General features: G+C 66.5%; 23 protein-coding genes. 11 read left to right on the top strand and 12 right to left on the bottom strand.

The features are described 5' to 3' along the window. Positions 1-208 precede the first annotated feature (208 nt). The 7 genes from FOC67_RS18725 (at position 209) to FOC67_RS18695 (ending at position 6,897) form a co-directional block, all read left to right on the top strand. Positions 209-403, top strand: coding sequence for a heavy-metal-associated domain-containing protein (locus FOC67_RS18725; protein ID WP_003092060.1), 195 nt, complete (start codon positions 209-211; stop codon positions 401-403). A gap of 227 nt (positions 404-630) precedes the next feature. Further along, complete coding sequence (locus tag FOC67_RS18720; RefSeq protein ID WP_174707700.1) at positions 631-912, top strand: hypothetical protein; 282 nt, start codon at positions 631-633, stop codon at positions 910-912. Continuing rightward, positions 803-1,840 carry an HOASN domain-containing protein gene (locus FOC67_RS18715; RefSeq protein ID WP_009313616.1) on the top strand — a complete coding sequence of 346 codons (1,038 nt, stop codon included), beginning with the start codon at positions 803-805 and terminating at the stop codon, positions 1,838-1,840. Before FOC67_RS18720 ends, FOC67_RS18715 begins: the two co-directional genes overlap by 110 nt. A 32-nt stretch (positions 1,841-1,872) precedes the next feature. Beyond that, complete coding sequence (locus FOC67_RS18710; protein WP_003110004.1) at positions 1,873-2,859, top strand: HOASN domain-containing protein; 987 nt, start codon at positions 1,873-1,875, stop codon at positions 2,857-2,859. Between the two features lie 30 nt (positions 2,860-2,889). After that, positions 2,890-4,323, top strand: coding sequence for an adenylosuccinate lyase (gene purB, locus FOC67_RS18705; RefSeq protein ID WP_009313617.1), 1,434 nt, complete (start codon positions 2,890-2,892; stop codon positions 4,321-4,323). Further along, positions 4,323-5,774 (top strand): adenylosuccinate lyase family protein, encoded by a 1,452-nt coding sequence (locus FOC67_RS18700; protein WP_009313618.1) that lies wholly within the window; start codon positions 4,323-4,325, stop codon positions 5,772-5,774. Before purB ends, FOC67_RS18700 begins: the two co-directional genes overlap by 1 nt. A 49-nt stretch (positions 5,775-5,823) precedes the next feature. After that, entirely contained in the window at positions 5,824-6,897 is a 1,074-nt protein-coding gene (locus FOC67_RS18695) for a class I SAM-dependent methyltransferase (protein ID WP_003092054.1), read from the top strand. A 198-nt stretch (positions 6,898-7,095) separates the two neighbouring features. Here the strand turns inward: FOC67_RS18695 and FOC67_RS18690 are convergent, their stop codons facing one another. The 12 genes from FOC67_RS18690 to metG form a co-directional block, all read right to left on the bottom strand. Next, positions 7,096-7,275: a PA3496 family putative envelope integrity protein gene (locus tag FOC67_RS18690; protein ID WP_003092052.1), complete on the bottom strand. Its 180-nt coding sequence runs from the start codon at positions 7,273-7,275 to the stop codon at positions 7,096-7,098. A 108-nt stretch (positions 7,276-7,383) separates the two neighbouring features. After that, positions 7,384-8,022: an endonuclease III gene (gene nth / locus FOC67_RS18685; RefSeq protein WP_009313619.1), complete on the bottom strand. Its 639-nt coding sequence runs from the start codon at positions 8,020-8,022 to the stop codon at positions 7,384-7,386. After that, complete coding sequence (locus FOC67_RS18680) at positions 8,019-8,735, bottom strand: electron transport complex subunit E (protein WP_003092049.1); 717 nt, start codon at positions 8,733-8,735, stop codon at positions 8,019-8,021. The genes nth and FOC67_RS18680 overlap by 4 nt, the downstream gene beginning before the upstream one ends. Next, a complete protein-coding gene (gene rsxG, locus FOC67_RS18675; protein WP_003092047.1) occupies positions 8,728-9,372 on the bottom strand; it encodes an electron transport complex subunit RsxG in 645 nt (214 codons plus the stop codon). The genes FOC67_RS18680 and rsxG overlap by 8 nt, the downstream gene beginning before the upstream one ends. Then, positions 9,372-10,406 carry an RnfABCDGE type electron transport complex subunit D gene (locus tag FOC67_RS18670; protein WP_009313620.1) on the bottom strand — a complete coding sequence of 345 codons (1,035 nt, stop codon included), beginning with the start codon at positions 10,404-10,406 and terminating at the stop codon, positions 9,372-9,374. The genes rsxG and FOC67_RS18670 overlap by 1 nt, the downstream gene beginning before the upstream one ends. A gap of 2 nt (positions 10,407-10,408) precedes the next feature. Beyond that, positions 10,409-12,733, bottom strand: a complete 2,325-nt coding sequence (gene rsxC / locus FOC67_RS18665; RefSeq protein ID WP_009313621.1) for an electron transport complex subunit RsxC — start codon at positions 12,731-12,733, stop codon at positions 10,409-10,411. Next, on the bottom strand, positions 12,730-13,296 hold the full coding sequence (gene rsxB / locus FOC67_RS18660) for an electron transport complex subunit RsxB (protein ID WP_003092043.1): 567 nt from the start codon (positions 13,294-13,296) through the stop codon (positions 12,730-12,732). The genes rsxC and rsxB overlap by 4 nt, the downstream gene beginning before the upstream one ends. After that, positions 13,293-13,877, bottom strand: coding sequence for an electron transport complex subunit RsxA (rsxA, locus tag FOC67_RS18655; RefSeq protein ID WP_003092041.1), 585 nt, complete (start codon positions 13,875-13,877; stop codon positions 13,293-13,295). Before rsxA ends, rsxB begins: the two co-directional genes overlap by 4 nt. A 136-nt stretch (positions 13,878-14,013) precedes the next feature. Beyond that, on the bottom strand, positions 14,014-14,451 hold the full coding sequence (gene tsi3, locus FOC67_RS18650; RefSeq protein WP_009313622.1) for a T6SS effector muramidase immunity protein Tsi3: 438 nt from the start codon (positions 14,449-14,451) through the stop codon (positions 14,014-14,016). Beyond that, entirely contained in the window at positions 14,448-15,674 is a 1,227-nt protein-coding gene (tse3, locus tag FOC67_RS18645; protein WP_009313623.1) for a type VI secretion system effector muramidase Tse3, read from the bottom strand. The genes tsi3 and tse3 overlap by 4 nt, the downstream gene beginning before the upstream one ends. 86 nt (positions 15,675-15,760) lie before the next feature. Next, positions 15,761-16,561, bottom strand: coding sequence for a DUF4349 domain-containing protein (locus tag FOC67_RS18640; protein ID WP_003111060.1), 801 nt, complete (start codon positions 16,559-16,561; stop codon positions 15,761-15,763). A 33-nt stretch (positions 16,562-16,594) separates the two neighbouring features. Then, the gene (gene metG, locus FOC67_RS18635) at positions 16,595-18,628 is read right to left on the bottom strand and encodes a methionine--tRNA ligase (protein WP_009313624.1); all 2,034 of its coding nucleotides are present in this window, start codon (positions 18,626-18,628) and stop codon (positions 16,595-16,597) included. 130 nt (positions 18,629-18,758) lie between these two features. On the opposite strand from metG, the gene apbC reads away from it, so the two are divergent. The 4 genes from apbC to FOC67_RS18615 all read left to right on the top strand — a co-directional run bounded on the left by apbC (position 18,759) and on the right by FOC67_RS18615 (position 23,176). Further along, positions 18,759-19,853 carry an iron-sulfur cluster carrier protein ApbC gene (gene apbC / locus FOC67_RS18630; protein WP_003092020.1) on the top strand — a complete coding sequence of 365 codons (1,095 nt, stop codon included), beginning with the start codon at positions 18,759-18,761 and terminating at the stop codon, positions 19,851-19,853. Between the two features lie 100 nt (positions 19,854-19,953). Then, complete coding sequence (gene dcd, locus FOC67_RS18625; RefSeq protein ID WP_003092017.1) at positions 19,954-20,520, top strand: dCTP deaminase; 567 nt, start codon at positions 19,954-19,956, stop codon at positions 20,518-20,520. A 422-nt stretch (positions 20,521-20,942) separates the two neighbouring features. Continuing rightward, positions 20,943-21,830, top strand: a complete 888-nt coding sequence (gene rhlA / locus FOC67_RS18620) for a 3-(3-hydroxydecanoyloxy)decanoate synthase (protein ID WP_003092013.1) — start codon at positions 20,943-20,945, stop codon at positions 21,828-21,830. Positions 21,831-21,895: 65 nt separating this feature from the next. Beyond that, positions 21,896-23,176 (top strand): glycosyltransferase, encoded by a 1,281-nt coding sequence (locus FOC67_RS18615; RefSeq protein WP_003092007.1) that lies wholly within the window; start codon positions 21,896-21,898, stop codon positions 23,174-23,176. Positions 23,177-23,270 lie beyond the last annotated feature (94 nt).

Here is a 23,270-nt window from a genome sequence, read left to right as displayed (position 1 = left end):
GCTGGCTGACGCGGTATCTCGGTTGTCGGGCGGAGTTGTTCTATATGTTCGAACTTGGCTTTGCTCGTTGTTTTAAGTTTGCGGAATAACCTCTGGAACTATTCATATGAATTTTTGAAAGTTTGGTTTACCTGAGAGATTTATGAGTTGACCTTGTCACGATGGCAGGACTCATGGTTCGCAGGAGTCAACAAACCAGGAGGTTGCGATGTTTTCTTTCCATATTCCGAACATGACCTGCGGCGGTTGTGCCAAGACTGTCACCCGTATCCTCCACGGCGTCGATCCCCAGGCGCGCGTAGAGACCGATCCCCCTCGGCGCGAGGCCAGGGTCGAGAGCACTCTGGACAAGCACGCATTCCTCGAGGCGTTGAGCGAGGCCGGTTATCCGGAGGGCCGTTGAGTGCATGGGCATGACGCAGGCGTAGGGTCGGATAGTAGCGTTTCGCCCAGTGCCGGCAATAGGAAAATGATTTTCATTGAAGTCCGCGTCCATATGCCATCAATGGCGCTTGGCTATTGTGGAAAGAACTCTTTGGAATTTGTAAATCAATATTTCAGTCGGCCGCGAGGTGACAGTTATGTGAACGGCAAGAGGCGCTGACAGGAAACCCTAAAAGTTATTCTCCGATGGATTCGCAGGCCTTTAGCTCGGGGTTTTTCGCAGCGCATAAAGTGTTATCGAAGAGCACCTTTCGGCGAACTCCGTTGTCCGCCGACAAGGCCGCTGCATTGCTTGACCTTGCCACCGTGGCAAGCTTTACGGTCGCCCCGCACAACAACAAAAACAAGGGTGATCCAAATGACTTCAAATCCGTTACAGCAATGCTGCAATTCTTCCTCCGATATGAATATCCGCCCCCAGCGGACAATGTCGGAACCTGCCCGAAATGCATCGGTTCTCCTGGCTGAAGCCTTGAAACCGGGTGCCTCCCTGGACCAGATCACGCTCGCGCTCGAGGCGATTCTCGCGGTCACGGCCAAAGGCCTGGGCGGTGATGCTTCGGCTTACGCGCAGTACCAGGCGTTGCTCCTGGAACTGCACGTAGGCAGCGATCCGCATACGGAGCCGACCCGCCGCTGGATGGCGAGCCAGGTCTACCTGGTCGAGGATCGTTTCGCTCCCGAGCCGGCCGGTTTCAGCGCCGTCCCGGTGGAGGAGTTCCGCAAGAAGGTCGACGCCGAGATCGAGGCGCGCAGCCGGGTGCGCCATCCCATGTCGGTCCACCTGTTCCAGGGCACGCCGCCGGTCGAGGACGTGCACTTCTTCCTGGAACACCATTGGGTCCGTTCCTACAACTTCTACAGTCTCCTGGCGGAGCTGGCCTTCCGCTTCGAAAACATCGAAGACGCCTCGGTGTTCTATCGCAACCTCTACGGCGAGGCCGGGGCGGAGACGCCGGAGCGCTCGCACCCCGCGTTGCTGTCCCACCTGATGACCTACTTCGACATTCCGCTGCGCATCGATTTCCCGGCGCTGCATCCGCTGGAGAAGGCCTACCTCAACAACCGTATCCGTTGCGTGCGGCACACCGATGTCGCCTGGGGCCTTGCGCTCCTGTACGCGGTCGAGTCGGTGAGCTGCGTCAACCACCGGCGCATCTACGAACTCCTGCAGCGCCTGGGCGTGCCCGAGCAACCCAGCGAGTTCCATCGCCTGCACGGCACCCAGGACGAGATCGATACCGAGGAGATGTGGGCGCTGATCGCCAAGTTCGCGCCGAGCGAAGACTTCCAGCGCAAGTTCATGCAGTCGCTGGCGCGCCACTTCGAAATCAACCGGGCCTACTTCGACCTGCTCTGGGAGCAGATGCAGGCGAATTCCCTGACCATGGCCTGATGCCTATCCAGAACAAGAACAAGGAGTACAGGATGAATACCCGCAATTTTTCCCTGCCGCAGTTGCAGAACCTGCCCATCGATGAAGCACGCATCGTTGCCGATGCGCTGGCCGTCCACGCTACTTCCCGCCAGATCGATAGCGCCGCGAGCAAGCTGGCCGCGCTGGCCGAGGCAGGGCTCAAGGGCGACCGCCAGGCCTATGCCGCGTACCAGCAGTTGCTCTACGTCCTTTCGTTGAGCGACGACGTGGCGACCGCCCAGACCCGGCGTTGGCTGGCCCGGGCGATCTATCGCGTCGAAGAGCGTTTCATGCCCGCCGCCGATCTTTCCAGGGCGCTGTCCGAGGAGGATTTCCAGAAGCGTCTCGAACAGGAAATCGCCGCGCAGTCCCGCGAGCGGCACCCGATGTCGCAGTACGTGTTCTCCGGCTCGGCCTCCCGCGCGCAGCTCCAGGTGTTCCTCCGTCACCAGTGGTTCCGCACCTTCCGCCTGTACCGCGATGCGGCCGATCTGTTGGTCAACCTGACCGATGTGGACGAGGCCGCGGCGCTCGCGCGCTACCTCTATGGCGAGTTGGGCGAGGAAGACGAAAAGGGTTCGCATCCGCGCCTGCTGGCCAAGCTGCTCGAAGCCATCGGCCTGGAGGCGGACTTCCAGGCCGTCTCGACGATGCCCGAGGAAATCGCCTACCTGAACAATCGCGCCCGTGCCTTCCGGCATGCCGAGGTCGGTTGGGGGCTGGCGGTGTTCTACATCACCGAACTGGTCGTGCCGGGGAACCACGAAAAGCTCTATCGGGCCCTGCTCCAGGCCGGCCTGAGCGAGGACCAGGCGGAGTACTACAAGGTCCACATCAGCCTCGTACCGCCGCGGGCCAAGCGCGAATGGCAACTCATCGCGCGGCGGATTCCGGACGTGCAGTTCCAGAATGCGTTCCTGACCTCGCTATCGCAGCACTTCCGTGTGGAAAGGGCCTATTACGACGCGATCTGGGAAGAGATGCAGAGCGTCAAGTGACTTCCACCGGGACAAAGCGAGCACTCGAAAATGCCAAGTCACATTACGGAATCCCGTATACACGGGGGCGCCTACTCGTCCCCGGCATTCGCCGCGATCTTTTCCGATACCAACCAGGTGCGGAGGTGGCTGGATGTCGAGCGAGCCTTGGCGGCGACCCAGGCCGAGATGGGCATCATCCCCCACGAGGCGGCGCGGGAGATCGACCGCGCCGCCCAGGTGGAGCGCTTCGACCTCACCCAACTGGGCCGCGAAAGCCTGGAGACAGGGCACCTGCTGGTGCCTACCATCCGCGCCCTGGCGAGGTCGTGCGAGGGTAGCTGGGGGGAGTACGTGCACTATGGCGTGACCACCCAGGACATCCTCGACACCGGGCTGATGCTGCAGGTCAAGGAAGCCTGGGGCCATGCGCTCGGGCTCCTGCACTCGATCCGTGGCCATCTGCTGGCGCTTGCCCTGCGCCACCAGCACACGCCGATGGTTGCACGCACCCACGGGCAGCAGGCGCTGCCCACGACCTTCGGCTACAAGGTCGCCGTCTGGGTGGATGAAATCGACCGTCACCTGGCGCGCTTCGACGAAGCGCGCGAACGCGTCCTGGTCGGCAACCTGACCGGTGCCGTGGGAACCCTGGCGTCGTTCGGCGCCCAGGGCTTCGAGCTACAGCGGCGAACCCTGGCCAGGCTTGGCCTCGGCGCGCCGTCGACCAGTTGGCACAGCGCCCGGGACCGGGTGCTGGAGGTTGCCGGGTTGCTGGTCCAGGTGTCGGTGACGCTGGGCCGGGTGGCGAACGAGATCTACCACCTGCAGCGCAGCGAAATCGACGAGGTACGCGAGGGCAGCCGGCCGGGACAGGTGGGCAGCAGCACCATGCCGCACAAGCGGAACCCGTCGTCGGTCGACCTGGTCAGCGCGCTGTCGCGGCTGGTGCGGGCGCAGATGGTGGCGCTCACCGATGCCGCGTTCCAGTTGCACGAGCGCGACGGCACCGCCTGGCGCATCGAGTGGGCGGCGTTGCCGGAGCTGTTCGTCTACGCCGGCGCCTTGCTGACCCGCATGGAGGCGGTGCTGGCCGAGGGGCTCGAGGTGCGCGAGGAACGCATGCGCACCAACCTCGACCTCCTGGGTGGGCTGATCCTGTCGGAGCGGGTCATGCTCGCGCTGGCGGGGCAGTTCGGCAAGCAGACCGCCCACGAACTGCTCCATGAGATAACCCAGGCCTCCCAGCGGCAGGGCGTTCCGTTCCGCGAGGCGCTGCTCGGGCAGCCAAGGTTGCGCGGCTGTTTCAGCGCCGAGGCGCTCGAAGAACTGCTCGACCCCGTCGGCTACGTCGGCCTCGCCGCGGAGATGGTCGACCTGGTCGCCGGCAAACCACGAACCGGCGCGTCGGGCGACAGGCCCGAAGGCGCCGCCTCTTCCCAAGGAAATACCGGTCAGTCCCAGTACGTGATGGAGGATAGGTGATGGATGCTGAATCGCTGGAAATGCTTGCCCGTTCCTCGTGCACCGCGCATCCGCAGAGCTTCGGCGGCGCACCGGCCGAGTCGTCCTGCAAGCACGAACACAGTCACATCGTTGACTCTAAAACCCATGGCGGCGGCTACGCCGGCCCGGTGAGCCGACGGATCTTCTGTAGCCACTGCCGCCTGCAACGCTGGCTCGACGTGGAAGCGGCGCTGGCGCTGGCGCAGGCCGATGTCGGCGTCATCCCGCCCGAGGCCGCGCTGGAGATCGCGAAGGCCGCCAGGCTTTCGGCCGTCGACCTGCAGCAGATCGCCGAGGGCGTGGCCAGCACCGGGCATTCGCTGATGCCCCTGCTGGGCGCGCTGCAACGGAACTGCAGCCCCAGCGCGCGCGAGTACGTGCATTTCGGCGCGACCACGCAGGATATCCAGGACACCGCGCAGTCCCTGGAAATGCGCGATGTGCTGGATGAAACGGAGCGGGCGCTGGACATCCTCCTGGACCGGCTCTCGGTGCTGGCGAGCGGGACCCGCAATGCGCTGATGGTCGCCAGGACCCACTCGATCCCGGCGTTGCCGACCACCTTCGGGCTGAAGGTGGCCGGCTGGATCGACGAGTTGCTGCGTCACCGCGAACGCCTGGGCGAGGCGCGCAAGCGGATCCTGGTGGTGCAACTGTTCGGCGGCGTGGGCACGATGGCCGCCTTCGGCGACGAGGCCATGCTCCTGCTCGAAAGCTTCGCGCGGCGGCTGTCGCTGGACGTGCCGCTGGCGGGTTGGCACGTGTCCCGCGACCGGGTTACCGAGTTCGTCAGCACCCTGGCCATGGTCACCGCGTCCCTGGCGCGGATCGCCGACGAGATCCGCACCCTGAACCGCTGGGAGATCGGCGAGCTGGAGGTGGGCTGGACGCAGCAGCAGATCGGTAGCAGCACCATGCCCCACAAGCGCAATCCGGAAGGCTGCGAGCAGGTTGTGGTGCTGGCCAGGCTGGCCAAGGCCCAGGTCCTGCTCGCGCTGGACGCCATGATCCTCGAGCACGAGCGGGACTACCGCGGCACGCGCCTGGAATGGTGTGCGGTGGCGGACGTTTCCCACTATGCGCTGATGGCGCTGTCGCTGCTGACCGACACCATCGACGGGCTCACGGTCCACGACGAGACCATGGCGCGGACGGCGAATGCATACAGCGATGCGATCTGTACCGAGGCGTTCGTCTTCGAGATGGCCAAGCAACTGGGCAAGAGCAGCGCTTACGAAATCATCTTCGAGATCACCCAGGCCTGCCAGCGCAAGCGGATTCCGATGCGCCAGGCGCTCGAGTCGGATCCGCGGGTGGGCGCCGTCATGCCGAAGGAAACCCTGGCCAGGCTGTTCGAGCCGCGGAGCCATCTCGGCATGGCCGGGACCATCGTCGACAAGGTGCTGGACAAGGTCGCCAGCCACCACTGAATCACCCGCCGCCAGAGGCGGCGGTACTGCACATCAACGGAGAACAAGAATGACAAAGGCTAACGAGATCGAAACCGCGAAGGTCAAGCAGTTTTCAGCGCGGATCATGGAGGACTACGGCAATACCCTGCGCGGCGCGATGCTCTACATCGGCGACCGCCTGGGGCTGTTCAAGGCGCTCGCCCATGGCCAATGGGTGACCCTGGAGGAGCTGGCGCAGCAGACCGGCTACACCACCCGCTACCTGCGCGAATGGCTGGGCAGCATGGTCACCGGCAACTACCTGGCCTACGATCCGCAGAGCAGGAGCTATCGGTTGCCGGCCGAGTTCGTCCCGGTGCTCGCCGACGAGGACTCGCCTTATTTCGCCGGCGGGATCATCCAGTTGAGCGTGCCCTTCGTGAGCATGGCGCCGAAGATCATCGAGGCCTTCCGCTGCGGCGGCGGTTGCCCCGAGGAATCCTTCCCGCTGGAAACCTGGGAAGGCATGGAGCGCATGACCATGCCCTGGTACAAGCACTTCCTCGTGCAGCACTGGATTCCTTCGCTGGATGGCGTCAAGGAAAAGCTCCAGGCGGGTGGCAGCGTGCTCGATTTCGGCTGCGGCAGCGGGCTGGCCGCGATCATGATGGCCAAGGCGTTCCCCGAAGCCCAGGTCTATGGCTGTGACTTCCACGCGCCGTCCATCGAACGCGCGCGGGCGAACGCCGAGGCTGCGGGGGTCGGCGACCGGGTGCGCTTCGAGGTCAGCGATTCCGATGCGCTGGCGGGCAAGAAGTTCGACTTCGTCACGACCTTCGTGGTCATCCACGACGCGACCGACCCGCAGCAGATGATGAAGGACCTGCGCGAGTCGACCGCCGACGATGGGACCTACCTGATGGTGGAACTCAACCTGTCGCAGGAACTGCACGAGAACATGAACCTGTTCGGTCGCGTGATGTACCCGCAGAGCACGCTGTATTGCATGACCTGTTCGCTGTCCCACGGCGGCGAGGGTCTCGGCGCCTTCATGGGCGAGGACCGCGCGCGGCAGATGGCCGAGGCCGCCGGCTTCAGTCGCTTCCGCAAGGTGCCTTCGGAGTGGCCGCCGCTGCCGGCGCTGTTCGAACTGCGACCCTGAGGGCGTTATCTGGGACGGCCGGGACGGCAACCGTCGGATAGCGGTTGCCGTGGCCGCCGCCCGGCGCGTGCCGGCTGGGCATGGCGGTCTCGGCTCGATCGCACTGGTGTTCAGGCCCGCTTCGGCGGGCTTTTCATGGCCGCCGGAAAAACGAAGCCCCGCCAATTGCGGGGCTTGCTTGCGGTGTGGGCGGCGCTCTCACAGGTCGAAGTCGTAGTCCGACAACTGGCGCTGCAGGCGGCGTTCTTCCAGCAGGTTGTCGATGATGCGACGCTTGGTCAGGTTGGTCTTGGCCACCTCGACGCTGGTTTCCTCGCCGTCATCCTCTTCAACGCCGGCTTCGTCGTCGATCTCGAGTTCTTCTTTGGCTTTTGCCATGACATTCACTCCAACTTATGGGGTGGTAATGGCGCACCTTATAGCGACAAAGCCGTGGCTGGTAAAAAAGATTTTTTCAATCGTAAAGATAGGATTTCGAATAGTTGATCAATCGTCTGAAGTCTTGTGCTTGTATTCGCACAGGTCCTCGATCCGGCAGCTTCCGCATTGCGGCTTGCGCGCCTTGCAGACGTAGCGGCCATGCAGGATCAGCCAGTGGTGGGCATCGAGCAGGTACTCGCGCGGCACGAACTTCAGCAGTTTCTTCTCCACTTCCAGAACGTTCTTTCCCGGTGCTATGCCGGTGCGGTTGGCGACGCGGAAGATATGCGTGTCCACCGCCATGGCCAGTTGCCGGAAGGCGGTATTGAGCACCACGTTGGCGGTCTTGCGGCCAACCCCGGGCAGGGCTTCGAGGTCCTCGCGGTTGTCGGGAACCTGGCCGCCGTGCTTTTCGATGAGGATGCGGCAGGTTTCGATGACGTTCTTCGCCTTGCTGTTGTAGAGGCCGATGGTCTTGATGTACTCCGACAGCCCCTCGACGCCGAGGGCGTGGATCGCCTCGGGGGTGTTGGCCACCGGATAGAGGCGGGCGGTGGCCTTGTTCACCCCGACGTCGGTGGCCTGGGCGGAGAGGATCACCGCGATGAGCAGTTCGAAGGGGGTGGTGTAGGCCAGTTCGGTCCTTGGCTCGGGGTTGTCTTCGTGCAGTCGGCGGAAGATATCCGCGCGCTTGGCGGCATTCATTCAATCACTCCGGTGACGCGGACGCGCTGGCGCTGGGTGGCGGGTACGTCGCCCGCCTGCACCTTGGCGCGTTCCGCCAGGCTTTCATCGATACGGTTCTTCAGGGCGATCAGCAGGCCGAGCATGATGAACGCGCCCGGCGGCAGGATCGCCAGCAGGAAGCCCTGGTACTGCGGGAACGGCTGGATCTTCCAGTCCGCCGCCGCCGGGCCGAACAGCAAGTGCATGTCGGCCAGCAGGGTACCCTGGCCGAGCAGCTCGCGCAGGCCGCCGAGGACCAGCAGGACCAGGGCGAAGCCGAGGCCCATCAGCAGTCCGTCGAAGCTGGCGCGCAGCACGCCGTTCTTCGCCGCGAAGGCCTCGGCGCGGCCGAGGATCACGCAGTTGGTGGTGATCAGCGGGATGAAGATGCCGAGGACCTGGTACAGCTCGTAGGTCCAGGCCTGCATCAGCAGTTCGATGCAGGTGGTCAGCGCGGCGATGATCATGACGAACGCCGGCAGCCGGATCGCCTCGCTCACCGCGCCGCGCACCAACGATACCGCGGCATTGGAGCAGGCCAGCACGAGCATGGTGGCCAGGCCCAGGCCGAGGGCGTTGACCGTCGAGTTGCTGGTGCCCAGCAGCGGGCACAGGCCGAGCAACTGGACCAGACCCGGGTTGTTGCGCCACAGGCCGTTGCGGGCGATCTCGCGGAAATCTTGTTCACTCATGTCCGGCAGCCTCTTCGGGGGCGAGCAGGCGTTCGCGGTTGGCGTCGAAGTAGCGCAGCGCCTTGTGCACGGCGCGGACCACGGCGCGCGGGGTGACGGTGGCGCCGGCGAACTGGTCGAACGTACCGCCGTCCTTCTTCACCGCCCAGCCGGCGTCCGCCGGATCGCCCAGGCTCTTGCCGTCGAAACCGTGCACCCAGGGACTCTTGGCCAGTTCGATGCGGTCGCCGAGGCCGGGGGTTTCCTTGTGCGCGACGACCCGTACGCCGAGCAGCCGGCCCTGGGCGGTGACCCCGACCAGTAGCTGGATGGCGCCGCTGTAGCCATCCGGCGCGCTGGCCTGGAGGATCACTGCGCTGGCCTGGCCGTGCAGGCGGGCGACATAGGCCGGACGCGGCGCATCCAGGCCGAGCAGCTTCGGCGCGAAGGTTGGCACCTGGCTGTCCAGCGGATGGTTGTCGTAGCTGCCCGGCGGCAGCAGTTCCAGCAGGGCGCGGCCGCGCGCCTCGCGCTGGGCTTCGGCGATGCGCGCTTCGGTGAATTGCTGCACCAGTGCTACCAGGCCCACTCCGACCAGGGCGAAGAGCCCGAGCAGGAGGGCGTTGCGCAGCATCGAACGGCGAGTCGCAGCGTCCATCAGTCGCCTGCCTTGAAGCCGCGCTCGGCCTTGCGATGGCCGTAGGTGCGCGGCCGGGTGTAGTAGTCGATGGTCGGCGCCGCCAGGTTCATCAGCAGCACGGCGAACGCCACGCCATCGGGATAGCCGCCCCAGGCGCGGATGACGTAGGTGAGGACGCCGACGCCGAGGCCGAAGACCAGCCGCCCGCGATTGCTGGTGGCGCCGGACACCGGGTCGGTGACGATGAAGAAGGCGCCGAGCATGGTCGCCCCGCTGAACAGATGGAACAGTGGCGAGCCATGGGAATCGGAGCCGGAACCATTCCAGAACAGCAGGCTCATGGCGAACAGGCCGGCGAGCATGCCCAGCGGCGCGTGCCAGGTGAACAGCCGGCGCCAGAGCAGGAACAGGCCGCCGAGGAGGAACGCCAGGTTGACCCACTCGCTGCCGGCGCTACCGAGGTGGCCGAAGGCCGGGTTGCCGGCGAACAGCTCGTCGACGGTCAGGCTGCGGTCGGTCTTCAGCACGTCGAGGGCGGTGGCGTGGGCCCAGGCGTCCGGCCGGCTAGCGAGGCCGAGGAATTCGCGGAGGCTGTCGGGCAGGCCGAGGGCGCTGTCCGGCGAGGGCCAGCGGGTCATTTCCAGGGGAAACGAGACCAGCGCCACGACGTAGCCGAGCATCGCCGGGTTGAACGGATTCTGTCCGAGGCCGCCGTACAGGTGCTTGCCGAATACCAGGGCGAAGAAGGTCGCCACCAGGGTCAGCCACCAGGGGGCGTAGGGCGGCAGGGCGACTGCCAGCAACAGGGCGGTGACCAGTGCGCTGCCGTCCTTGAGGAACACCCCCGGCGGACGTTTGCGCAGGGCCAGCATGGCGGCTTCGCAGGCCAGCGCGACGAGGCTGGCCCAGGCCAGGTTGAGCAGGGTGCCCGGGCCGTACAGCCAGGTCAGCGTCAGCAGGCCGGGGACGCAGGCGCCGAGCACCAGGCGCATGATCGCCGGGGTACGGTTGGAGCCGCGGGCGTGGGGCGAGGTGGGGCGGGGCAGGGCCATGGTCACTCCGTACCGTGTTCGGTCAGGGCGCGCTCGGCGGCGCTCAGGCGCGCGCGGGCGGCGGCGAGTGCGGCGGGGTCGGCGTTCGCCAGGCGTTCGAGCTTCTTCAGGGCGGCGCGGGCGTAGGCCAGCTCGGTCTTCAGCTCGCGGGTGTGCGGGTCGACCGGGCGCTTGTCGATCCGCACCAGCTCCGGCGCCGGCTTGCCGCAGGCGTCCTCGGCGGCATGCAGGTCGCGCTCGGCGGCTTGCAGCTCGCCGCGCAGGCGTTCCAGCTCGCTGTCCATCACCCCGGCCTGCTCGGCCTTCTTCAAGGCCGCGCGCTTGCCGACCAGGGCGATCTTCGCCCGCTTCAGCGCCGCCTGGCCGTCGTCGCGGGGCGCCGCGGGCTTCGGCGCGTGACGCTCGAGGCGGGCCAGGGTGGCTTCGCAACGCTCGACCTCGGCGCGCAGTTCGTCGAGGGTCGCCCGCTGTTCGGCGCCGGGCGCTTCGCCGAAGGCCTTTTCCGAGCGCTTGAGCTGGGCGCGGGCCATGGCGGCCTGGGCCTTGGCCTTCTTCAGTTCGGCTTCGTCGTCGAGCGCGGCAGGCGGTGCGCTGGGTAGGTCGCGCGGCAGGCTGGCTTCGGCATCGGCCAGGGCCTTGTCGGCGGCCTCGGCGGCGGCGCGCAGTTCCGCGACCAGGCCATGCTGTTCCGGGGTGTCGTGGCTGAGCAACTGTTTCTCGGCCTTCTTCAGGGCCACCCGCGCCATGCTCGCTTCGATCTTCAGCCGTTTCAGTCGTTCGCTGCCGCTACCGGCCTGCTTGCGCGCCCTGGCCCGCTCGATCGCCGCCTGCACCGGGTCGACCGCCGTGGCGGGGGCGGCTTCCTCGCGCTCGGCCTGGGCGGCGCGCGCCCGCGCGGCCTTCTCGGCGCGTTGGGCGCGTTCTGCGGCCCGGCGCTCCTCGTCGCGGCGCAGGCGAGCCTGGCGTTGCTCGAAACGCTCACGGGATTGTTCGGCCTTCAGCAACTTCTGCCGCTGCTCGCGGATCTCCGCCTTGGACGCGCGGTAGTACTGCACCAGGGGAATGCTCGACGGGCAGACGTAGGCGCAGGCGCCGCATTCGATGCAATCGAACAGGTTGTGGGCGAGCAATTGCTCGTGCTCGTCGCCCAGGGCGAAGAAATGCAGTTGTTGTGGCAGCAGGCTGACGGGGCAGACCTGGGCGCAGTCGCCGCAGCGGATACAGGGCATGGCCGGCACTGGTTCCGGCAGCTCCGTGGCATCGCCGGCGAGCAGGCAGTTGCAGGTCTTGATCAGCGGCACCGAGAGATCGGGCAGGGCGAAGCCCATCATCGGCCCGCCCATCAGCACGCGTTCCAGGCGTCCCTCGGCGAGGCCGGCGAACGCCAGCAGCTCGTGCACCGGCGTGCCGATCAGCGCCTCGACGTTCATCGGCCGCTCCAGGGCGCCGCCGGCGAGGGTGGTGATCCGCGAGATCAGCGGCCGACCGAGGACGACGGCATCGTGCACGGCGGCCAGGGTGCCGACGTTCTGGCACAGGATGCCGATGTCCGCCGGCAGGCCGTCCGCCGGGACTTCCCTGCCGGTGAGCAACTGGATCAACTGGCGCTCGCCGCCCGAGGGATAGCGGGTCGGCAGGGCGACGATGCGATAGGGCCGTTCACCGAGGGCGGCGCCGAGGGCGGCGATGGCTTCCGGCTTGTCGTCCTCGATGCCGACCAGCACCTCTTCGGGGCGCAGGATCTGCACCAGGATATCGATGCCGCCCAGCACCTGCGTGGCGCGCTCGCGCATGAGCAGGTCGTCGGCGCTGATGTAGGGCTCGCATTCGGCGCCGTTCACCACCAGCGTATGGATCTTTTCCGCCGGGCGCGCGGCGAGCTTGGCCGCGGTGGGGAAGCCGGCGCCGCCGAGACCGCCGATGCCGGCCGCGCGGATGCGTTCGAGCAGCGCCAGCGGGCTTTCGGCGTGGAAGTCCGGGCAGGGATGCAGCTCGGTCCAGCGCTCCAGGCCGTCGCTGGCGATGACGATGGCCGGCGCGGGAAGACCGGAGGCATGCGGATAGGGGTGTGCGCCGATCGCCACCACGGTACCCGAGGTCGGGGCATGCAGCGCGGCGCTGACGGTGCCGTCCGGGAGGGCGATGGTCTGGCCCTTGAGCACGGCCTGGCCGACTTCCACGCAAGGCCGCGCCGGCGCGCCGATGTGCTGGCCGAGCGGCACGATGTAGCGCTGCGCCAGCGGCGCCTGCTGGATCGGCAGGGCGGTGGAGCGCTCCTTGTTGGCCGGCAGGCAGAGGCCGCCGGGGAAGGCGTGCAGGGCGCTCATGCCGCTCGCTCCCGGTCACTGGCGATCAGTCGCGGCGACGGCTGCGGCCATTTCCAGTGGCGCACGTCGTCTGGGGTTTCGCGCATCTCGATGCAGTCCACCGGACAGGGCTCCAGGCACAGGTCGCAACCGGTGCATTCGTCGGCGATCACCGTGTGCATCAGCCGTGCGGCGCCGACGATGGCGTCCACCGGGCAGGCCTGGATGCACTTGGTGCAGCCGATGCATTCGGCCTCGCGGATGTAGGCTACCCGCGGCGGGGTTTCCTCGGCGGCGTCGAGCGGCTCGGGCTCCAGGTCGAGCAGGTCGGCGAGGGCGCGGATGGTCGCTTCGCCGCCCGGCGGGCACTTGTTGATCTTGTCGCCGGCGGCGATCGCCTCGGCGTAGGGCTTGCAGCCGGGGTAGCCACACTGGCCGCACTGGGTCTGCGGCAACAGGGCGTTGACCTGCTCGGCGACCGGGTCGCCCTGGACGCGGAAGCGCACCGCCGCATAGCCGAGCAGCGCACCGCCGGCCAGGCAGATCGGCAGCAGCGCGCCGATCGCCAGGAACACGCCGTTCATGGCCGGACCAACCCGCTGAAGCCCATGAACGCCAGCGACATCAGGCCGGCGGTGATCATGCCGATGGCCGCGCCGCGGAACGGCGCCGGCACGTCGGCGATGGCGATGCGCTCGCGCAGGGCGGCGAACAGCACCAGCACCAGGGAAAAGCCCAGCCCGGCGCCGAAGCCCTGGGTAGTGGCCTGGAGGAAGCCGTATTCAGCCTTGTTGGCGTTGAGCAGGGCGACGCCGAGGACGATGCAATTGGTGGTGATCAGCGGCAGGAAGATGCCGAGCACCCGGTACAGCAGCGGGCTGGTCTTCTTCACCAGCATCTCGGTGAACTGCACCACCACCGCGATCACCAGGATGAAGCCGATGGTGCGCAGGTACTCCAGGTCCAGCGGGCGCAGCACGTAGCGTTGCAGGATATGGCTGCACATCGCCGCCAGGGTCAGGACGAAGGTGGTGGCGAGGGACAGGCCGATGGCCGTCTCGATCTTCCGCGACACGCCCATGAACGGGCACAGGCCGAGGAACTGCACCAGGACAAAGTTGTTGACCAGGATGGCGCTGACCAGGATCAGGGCGAGTTCAGTCATACGCGAAGCATTCGTTGCAGGGCCGGGGCCGTCGGGGGAACCCCCCTATTATCGGGTGGGATTGCCCTGCAAGGCTAGCGCAAACACGTACGAAAGACCGGGAGACGGACTGCCGTTGCGTCTCCCGGGGTCGCGCTCACTGCAACCTGGCCCGCTCCAGCAGCGCCCAGGCCAGGGCGAAGGTCGGTTCGCCATCCTCGCTCTGCTCGCTGGTGCTGACCACGATCCACCGCGCGCCCGCCGGCTTGGCTGCCCACAGGCGGTATTCGCTGCCTGCGGAGCCGCCGTCGTCTTCCTCTACCTTGTAGCGCGCCTCGCCGTCGCCCAGGCGCCTGCTCGCCAGGTCGGTCGGGGGTGGCGCGTCTTGGCGCTGGACCTCCAGTTGGCGTGGGTTGCGCAGCTTGCCGCCTTCGTCGAAGCGGAAGCCCTCGGCGCTGCGCCGCGCGTCGAAGCCGACGGGGCGCTCCACCACCAGGCCGTTCGGGTGGGTCAGAGTCTTGTCGAAGTCCACCCCGGACTCCGCGGTGCAGGCCAGCAGGGCGAGGCTGGCGAGAATCAGGGCGACTGTCTTCATGGGAACCTCATTCCAGGGTCGAGGAAGGTGGCGTAGGCATCGTCGACGAACATCGGCCAGCCCGGCGACAGGTTGTCGTCCCAGGGCCGCGAGGTGTATTCCGAGGCCAGCGCGCGGACATTGTCCCGCGGCCAGTTGCGCGGATTGCCGGCGTAGGCGCGGAGATCGATGGAGGGAAATGCACCGCGGGTCTTCGGCAACTTGCGCAGGTCCTGTTGCGACGCCAGGTTGGCGACGTAGCGGATGTAACGGGCGGTGGCGAAGATGTTGAATTCGTCGGAAGCCAGCAGGGTGGCGACCGCCTTGCGCGACAGGCCGCGGCGCACCGGCTGGCCGAGCAGGTCGGTGAACAGCTCGTACTTGATCGCGGTGGAGACCACCACCTGGCCGAGGCCGATGGAGGTGTTGGCGCTCTTGATGCTGACTGCCGCCTGATAGTCCTTGGCGTCTTCGTCGCGGGTCTGGTCACGCTGCTCGGCGAGGATGATCGCGCCGATCAGTTGCGGCGTCAGGTCGTACTTGCGCGCAGCCGCGGACATGACCTTGGCCCGAGACGGCGGGTTGCCCGGATAGGCGTCGGGGAACAGCGTGCTGATCGGCTGGCCGACCAGCGTCTGTGCCTGGTTCAGCTTGTCTTGCGGCGACAGTTGGCTCAGGTAGGCGCCCAGGTCGCCGAGCGGGTTGCTGTACTTGGTGACGGTCGCCGGGTCCTTGTTGAGCAGCTTGAGCTGGTCGCCGAAGGCAATGGACGGCAGGTCGGTCGGATTGACGCCGGTGGCGCCGACCCCGCTGAACGGACCCTGGATCGCCTGGCTGGCCACCCCGGTGGCACCGGCCGCGGCGAAGCCCAGGCGGCCGGCGGCGTCGGCGAGGTCGGCGCAGATGTCGAAGAAGGTGATGGTGGGGAAGTAGATCCAGTTGTCGGTCTGGGTGCCCAGGGGATTGTTGACCAGGCTGCGGATCAAGGCATTGCGTGCCTGGTAGCGCTGCATGGTGGTGCGCCCGGCGATGCTGGCGACCAGCGAGCGCGCCAGTTCCGGCGGGCCCACCCGCTGGAACAGCTTGATCAGCGAGCCGCTCTTGTCGAGTGCGGCGATGGTCGCATCGGGCACGTTGTCGTTGCGGATCGCGGCGATCACCCGGCCGGCTTCCTGGCGGGTCACCTGCCAGTCGTCCCAGCTATAGGAAATCAGTGACTCGATCAGGTCGCTGGTGGCGGTCATCGGTCTTCCTCCTTGTGAGTTGCCAGGCCCGTCAGGCGGTCCTGGGCGAAAGAGCGGACCCTCCCGGTCCGCCCGTATGCCTGGGCTCAGCGCGCCTCGTTCTTGCCGGGCCGCCGCAGCCAGCGCCACAGGCCGCGCAGCAACAGGCCCAGCGGCAGCAGCACGACGAGGAACGGCAGGCTGTAGGCGAAGAACTTCATCGCGGCGATGGTGCCATCGACAAGGTCGTCGAGCAGTTGCCCGGCGGCCGTGGCGAGCTGGCCGAGGCGGCTGTCCGGCTGCGCCTCGCTGCTGAAGCTCAGGGTCAGCAGGTTGGTGGCGATGCGCCGCTGCTGCTGGGCGCCGGCCTGGGCGTTGTCGGCCAGTTGGGCTTCCACCGCGGCGATTTCCTTGGCCAGGGCCAGCAGGTCGCCGACGCTCATGTCCTTGCGCCCCTGGTATTGCTGCAGGGTCTGGTACTCGCGTTGCAGGCGCTCGCGTTGCTGGCGGGTGTCGGCGACCGCCTGGGCCAGGTCCTCGGCGCGGGTCTGCCGGCTTTCCAGCGTGCCGCCCTCGGCAGCGGCCGCGACCAGCTTCTCCACGCCGTCCGGGACGATGCGCACGGTGAGTTCGGCGTAATGGCCGATACCGCCGCGTTGTTCGATGGCGAGCACGTCGCACTGGCCGAAGCGCTCGCTGTTGCAGGCGTCGCGGCTGGCGGCGAGTTGCGCGTCGATACGCGCGGCGGGAAGGCGGATGCCGACGCGGTGTTCGTAGGCGAGGGCGGTGCCGGGTTTGCCCGTCTCGCCCTGGAAACCGGTATTGCCGGAGACGCTTTCGGCGTGTTCGGCGGAGCATCCGTAGAGCGCCGCCAGCAGGACGCCGGCGGCAAGCTTCCATGCGTTCATTCTATCGAGCCCTCCGTGGCTTCGTGGTCTGCGTTACTTGACGCGCTGGCCCGGCTTGGCACCGCTGTCCGGACTCAGCAGGTAGATCTCCTCGCCACCTGGGCCGGCGGCCAGGACCATGCCCTCGGACACCCCGAACTTCATCTTGCGCGGCGCCAGGTTGGCCACATAGAGCGTCAGGCGGCCTTCCAGGGCGCTCGGGTCGGGATACGCGCTCTTGATCCCGGAGAACACGTTACGCTTCGCGTCGCCGATGTCCAGCGACAGGCGCAGCAGCTTGTCGGCGCCTTCGACGAATTCGCACTTCTCGATCAGGGCGATGCGTAGGTCGACCGCGGCGAAAGCGTCGAAGTCGATCTCCGCGGCGATGGGTTCCTTGACCAGCTCGCCGTTGCCGGCGGGTTGGGATGCGGCGGCGAGGTCTTCCTTGGAGGCTTCGATCATGGCTTCTACTTTCGCGGGCTCGATACGGGTCATCAGGGGCTGGAACGGGTTCAGCTGGTGGTTGGCCAGCAGGGTCCGGTGGTCGGCCCAGGTCAGAGGGGCGACGTTGAGGAAGGCTTCGGCGGCGGCGGCCAGCTTCGGCAGCACCGGCTTGAGGAAGATCACCAACTGGCGGAACAGGTTGATGCCCAGGCCGCAGACGGCCTGGACCTTGTCCTGCTGGCCTTCCTGCTTGGCCAGCGCCCAGGGCGCCTGTTCGGCGATCCAGGCGTTGGCGCGGTCGGCGAGGGCCATGATCTCGCGCATGGCGCGATTGAAGTCGCGGGCCTCATAGGCCTCGGCGATGCCCGGGGCGGCCTCGCGGAAGGCGGCGAGCAGCTCCGGCGCAGGATCGGCGTCGACCAGCACGCCGGCGTTGCCCTTGTGGATGAAGCCGGCGCAGCGGCTGGCGATGTTGACGACCTTGCCGACCAGGTCGGAGTTGACCTTCTGCACGAAGTCCTCGAGGTTCAGGTCGAGGTCCTCGACGCCGCGGCCGAGCTTGGAGGCGTAGTAGTAGCGCAGGTATTCCGGGTCCAGGTGGTCGAGGTAGGTGCGCGCCTTGACGAAGGTGCCGCGCGACTTGGACATCTTCTGGCCGTTCACGGTCAGGTAGCCGTGCACGTTCAGCGCGGTCGGCTTGCGGTAGCCGGCGCCTTCGAGCATGGCCGGCCAGAACAGCGCGTGGAAGTTGACGATGTCCTTGCCGATGAAGTGGTACAGCTCGGCGCTGGAGTCCTTGCCCCAGAACGCGTCGAAGTCCAGCTCGGGACGCCGCGCGCAGAGGTTCTTGAAGCTGGCCATGTAGCCGATCGGCGCGTCCAGCCAGACGTAGAAGTACTTGCCGGGAGCGTCGGGAATCTCGAAGCCGAAGTACGGCGCGTCGCGCGAGATGTCCCACTGCTGGAGGCCGCTGTCCAGCCATTCGGCGAGCTTGTTGGCCACCGACTCCTGAAGGGCGCCGCTGCGGGTCCATTGCTTGAGCATGGCCTCGAAGTCCGGCAGCTTGAAGAAGTAGTGCAGCGATTCCTTTAGCACCGGGGTGGCGCCGGAGATCGCCGATTTCGGGTCCTTCAGTTCGGTCGGGGCGTAGGTCGCGCCGCAGGCCTCGCAGTTGTCGCCGTACTGGTCGGCGGTGCCGCACTTCGGGCAGGTGCCCTTGATGAAGCGGTCGGCGAGGAACATCTGCTTTTCCGGGTCGAAGTACTGGGTCACCGGGCGGGTGTCGATGTGCCCGGCGTCGCGCAGTTTCAGGTAGATCGCGCTGGACAGCTCGCGGTTCTCTTCCGAGTGGGTCGAGTGGTAGTTGTCGAAGTCCACCAGGAAGTCGGCGAAGTCGCCCATGTGCTCGGCGCGCACGGCGTCGATCAGTTGCTCGGAGGTGATGCCCTCGCGCTCGGCGCGGAGCATGATCGCCGAACCGTGGGCGTCGTCGGCGCAGACGTAGACGGCCTGGTTGCCACGCATCTTCTGGAAGCGCACCCACATGTCCGTCTGGATGTACTCCAGCATGTGTCCCAGGTGAATGGAACCGTTGGCGTAGGGGAGGGCGCTGGTAACGAGGATCTTGCGTGGTTCGGACATGGGTTCGGCTTATCGGCTGAGAGCTAAACGGATCGGTCACTATAAAGAAGCGGCGGTTTTTTTTCATCCGCGCGCCACTCGGGTAGGATGACCGGCATCGATTCCCCGCTTAACCCTCAGGAAATCCCCCATGTCCGCTATCACTCGCCAAACGGTGGAAGCCACCCTCCGCCAGTACCAGGACCCCTATCTGAACCAGGACCCCGTCAGCGCCGGCTGCCTGCGCGAGGTGGAGATCCAGGGCGACCGCGTGCGGGTGCGCCTGGAACTGGGGTACGCCGCCGGGCTGTTCAGGAACGGCCTGGCGCAAACCCTGCAAATGGCCCTGGAGGCGCTCGACGGCGTCGCTCGCGCCGAGGTCCGGGTCGACTGCGTGATCCAGCCGCACAAGGCGCAGCCGCAGGTCGAGGTGATGGGCAACGTGAAGAACATCGTCGCGGTGGCTTCCGGCAAGGGCGGCGTCGGCAAGTCCACCACCGCCGCCAACCTGGCCCTGGCCTTGGCCCGCGAGGGTGCGCGGGTGGGCATCCTCGACGCGGACATCTACGGACCCAGCCAGGGCATCATGTTCGGCCTGCCGGAAGGCACCCGGCCGAAGGTCCGTGAGCAGAAGTGGTTCGAGCCCCTGGAGGCGCACGGGGTGCAGGTGATGTCGATGGCCTTCCTCACCGACGACAGCACGCCGGTGGTCTGGCGCGGGCCGATGGTCTCCGGTGCCCTGATCCAACTGATCACCCAGACCGCCTGGGACAACCTCGACTACCTGGTGGTGGACATGCCGCCGGGCACCGGCGACATCCAGCTGACCCTGGCGCAGAAGGTGCCGGTGGCCGGCGCGGTGATCGTCACCACCCCGCAGGACCTGGCGCTGCTCGACGCGAAGAAGGGCGTGGAGATGTTCCGCAAGGTGAACATCCCGGTGCTCGGCGTGGTGGAGAACATGGCGGTGCATATCTGCTCCAACTGCGGCCATGCCGAGCACCTGTTCGGCGAGGGCGGCGGCGAGAAGCTGGCGGCGCAGTTCGGCGTCGAGCTGCTGGCGTCCATGCCGCTGTCGATCGCCATCCGCACCCAGGCCGACAGCGGCCGGCCGACGGTGATCGCCGACCCGGAAAGCCAATTGGCGATGCTCTACCAGGAAATCGCCCGCCATGTCGGCGCGCGCATCGTTCTCAGCGAGCGGGCCAGCGTCGGCCTGCCGAACATCAGCATCAGCGACGACTGAGGCGCTCGGGCAGCCGTCGGCGACGGCTGCCTTTGCCCTGGGGCGGCGGCCCCGGTAAGATTCGCGATCATTTTTCGCAGCTTTCGACAGGACACCCTCCATGACCATCAAATCGGACAAGTGGATTCGCCGCATGGCTCAGGAGCACGGCATGATCGAGCCGTTCGTCGAGCGCCAGGTGCGCGGCGCGGACGACAGCCGGGTGATTTCCTACGGGGTGTCCAGCTACGGCTACGACGTGCGCTGCGCCGCCGAATTCAAGGTGTTCACCAACATCCATTCGGCGGTGGTCGATCCGAAGAACTTCGACGAGAAAAGCTTCGTCGACATCAACAGCGACGTCTGCATCATCCCGCCGAACTCCTTCGCCCTGGCGCGTACTGTCGAGTACTTCCGCATCCCGCGCGACGTCCTGACCATCTGCCTGGGCAAGAGCACCTACGCGCGTTGCGGCATCATCGTCAACGTCACCCCGCTGGAGCCGGAGTGGGAAGGCCATGTGACCCTCGAGTTCTCCAATACCACCAACCTGCCGGCGAAGATCTACGCCAACGAAGGCGTGGCGCAGATGCTCTTCCTGCAATCCGACGAGGCCTGCGAAGTGTCCTATAAGGACCGTGGCGGCAAATACCAGGGCCAGCGCGGCGTGACCCTGCCAAAAGCCTGACGCCAGAGCGTTTCGACACCGGAAACCGGGCCTGGCGCCCGGTTTTTTCATGCCTTTCCGCCAACCCGTCGCTGTCCCCCGCCGGCCGCTCTGGCACGCCTTATCGCGGGCGGGCAGGGGCTTATGCGCAGGCGACCGCCCGTCCTGTGAAATCTGGCAGTTACCGTTAGCTTTCGAATTGGCTAAAAAGTGTTCATCGGCTACGCGTGAACACGGACGCCAATCGTTTGCGCAGGCCGATCTGCAAGACCCACACAAGCCCCTCGCTTGAAGGGGTACGCATCCGCCGTGGCTGGTCCGCGCGGATGGCCGCTGAGTTACTTGTCTGCCGTTCGAACAATAAGAACGAACTCTACGTAATGCCGGGATACCCGTGGCAGCGATAGCTGTTTGCCTGTTCGAAAATTTTTGGGAGGTGTGAAATGCGGCGCGAAAGTCTGTTGGTATCGGTTTGCAAGGGCCTGCGGGTACATGTCGAGCGCGTTGGGCAGGATCCCGGGCGCAGCACGGTGATGCTGGTCAACGGCGCGATGGCGACCACCGCCTCGTTCGCCCGGACCTGCAAGTGCCTGGCCGAACATTTCAACGTGGTGCTGTTCGACCTGCCCTTCGCCGGGCAGTCGCGGCAGCACAACCCGCAGCGCGGGTTGATCACCAAGGACGACGAGGTGGAAATCCTCCTGGCGCTGATCGAGCGCTTCGAGGTCAATCACCTGGTCTCCGCGTCCTGGGGCGGTATCTCCACGCTGCTGGCGCTGTCGCGCAATCCGCGCGGTATCCGCAGCTCGGTGGTGATGGCATTCGCCCCTGGACTGAACCAGGCGATGCTCGACTACGTCGGGCGGGCGCAGGCGCTGATCGAGCTGGACGACAAGTCGGCGATCGGCCATCTGCTCAACGAGACCGTCGGCAAATACCTGCCGCCGCGCCTGAAAGCCAGCAACCATCAGCACATGGCTTCGCTGGCCACCGGCGAATACGAGCAGGCGCGCTTTCACATCGACCAGGTGCTGGCGCTCAACGATCGGGGCTACCTGGCTTGCCTGGAGCGGATCCAGAGCCACGTGCATTTCATCAACGGCAGCTGGGACGAATACACCACCGCCGAGGACGCCCGCCAGTTCCGCGACTACCTGCCGCACTGCAGTTTCTCGCGGGTGGAGGGCACCGGGCATTTCCTCGACCTGGAGTCCAAGCTGGCCGCGGTACGCGTGCACCGCGCCCTGCTCGAGCACCTGCTGAAGCAACCGGAGCCGCAGCGGGCGGAACGCGCGGCGGGATTCCACGAGATGGCCATCGGCTACGCCTGAACCCTTGACCTGCGAAGACCCGGCCTGGCCGGGCTTTGCGGTTGCATAACGCACGGAGTAGCCCCATGCACGCCATCCTCATCGCCATCGGCTCGGCCGGCGACGTATTTCCCTTCATCGGCCTGGCCCGGACCCTGAAACTGCGCGGGCACCGCGTGAGCCTCTGCACCATCCCGGTGTTTCGCGACGCGGTGGAGCAGCACGGCATCGCGTTCGTCCCGCTGAGCGACGAACTGACCTACCGCCGGACCATGGGCGATCCGCGCCTGTGGGACCCCAAGACGTCCTTCGGCGTGCTCTGGCAAGCCATCGCCGGGATGATCGAGCCGGTCTACGAGTACGTCTCGGCGCAGCGCCATGACGACATCGTGGTGGTCGGCTCGCTATGGGCGCTGGGCGCACGCATCGCTCACGAGAAGTACGGGATTCCCTACCTGTCCGCGCAGGTCTCGCCATCGACCCTGTTGTCGGCGCACCTGCCGCCGGTACACCCCAAGTTCAACGTGCCCGAGCAGATGCCGCTGGCGATGCGCAAGCTGCTCTGGCGCTGCATCGAGCGCTTCAAGCTGGATCGCACCTGCGCGCCGGAGATCAACGCGGTGCGCCGCAAGGTCGGCCTGGAAACGCCGGTGAAGCGCATCTTCACCCAATGGATGCATTCGCCGCAGGGCGTGGTCTGCCTGTTCCCGGCCTGGTTCGCGCCGCCCCAGCAGGATTGGCCGCAACCCCTGCACATGACCGGCTTCCCGCTGTTCGACGGCAGTATCCCGGGAACCCCGCTCGACGACGAACTGCAACGCTTTCTCGATCAGGGCAGCCGGCCGCTGGTGTTCACCCAGGGCTCGACCGAACACCTGCAGGGCGACTTCTACGCCATGGCCCTGCGCGCGCTGGAACGCCTCGGCGCGCGTGGGATCTTCCTCACCGGCGCCGGCCAGGAACCGCTGCGCGGCTTGCCGAACCACGTGCTGCAGCGCGCCTACGCGCCACTGGGAGCCTTGCTGCCATCGTGCGCCGGGCTGGTCCATCCGGGCGGTATCGGCGCCATGAGCCTGGCCTTGGCGGCGGGGGTGCCGCAGGTGCTGCTGCCCTGTGCCCACGACCAGTTCGACAATGCTGAACGGCTGGTCCGGCTCGGCTGCGGGATGCGCCTGGGCGTGCCGTTGCGCGAGCAGGAGTTGCGCGGGGCGCTGTGGCGCTTGCTCGAGGACCCGGCCATGGCGGCGGCCTGTCGGCGTTTCATGGAATTGTCACAACCGCACAGTATCGCTTGCGGTAAAGCGGCCCAGGTGGTCGAACGTTGTCATAGGGAGGGGGATGCTCGATGGCTGAAGGCTGCGTCCTGAACGGTGCTGGCATAACAGATAGGGTTGCCATGATTTTGCCGTATCGGCAAGGCTGCGCGCTTGACAGCGTCATACCCCGGGCCAATTCTGCTGT

This window comes from Pseudomonas sp. FDAARGOS_761 (assembly GCF_013343155.1).
Classification (GTDB): domain Bacteria; phylum Pseudomonadota; class Gammaproteobacteria; order Pseudomonadales; family Pseudomonadaceae; genus Pseudomonas; species Pseudomonas aeruginosa.
This window is presented reverse-complemented; position numbering and strand designations above follow the sequence as displayed.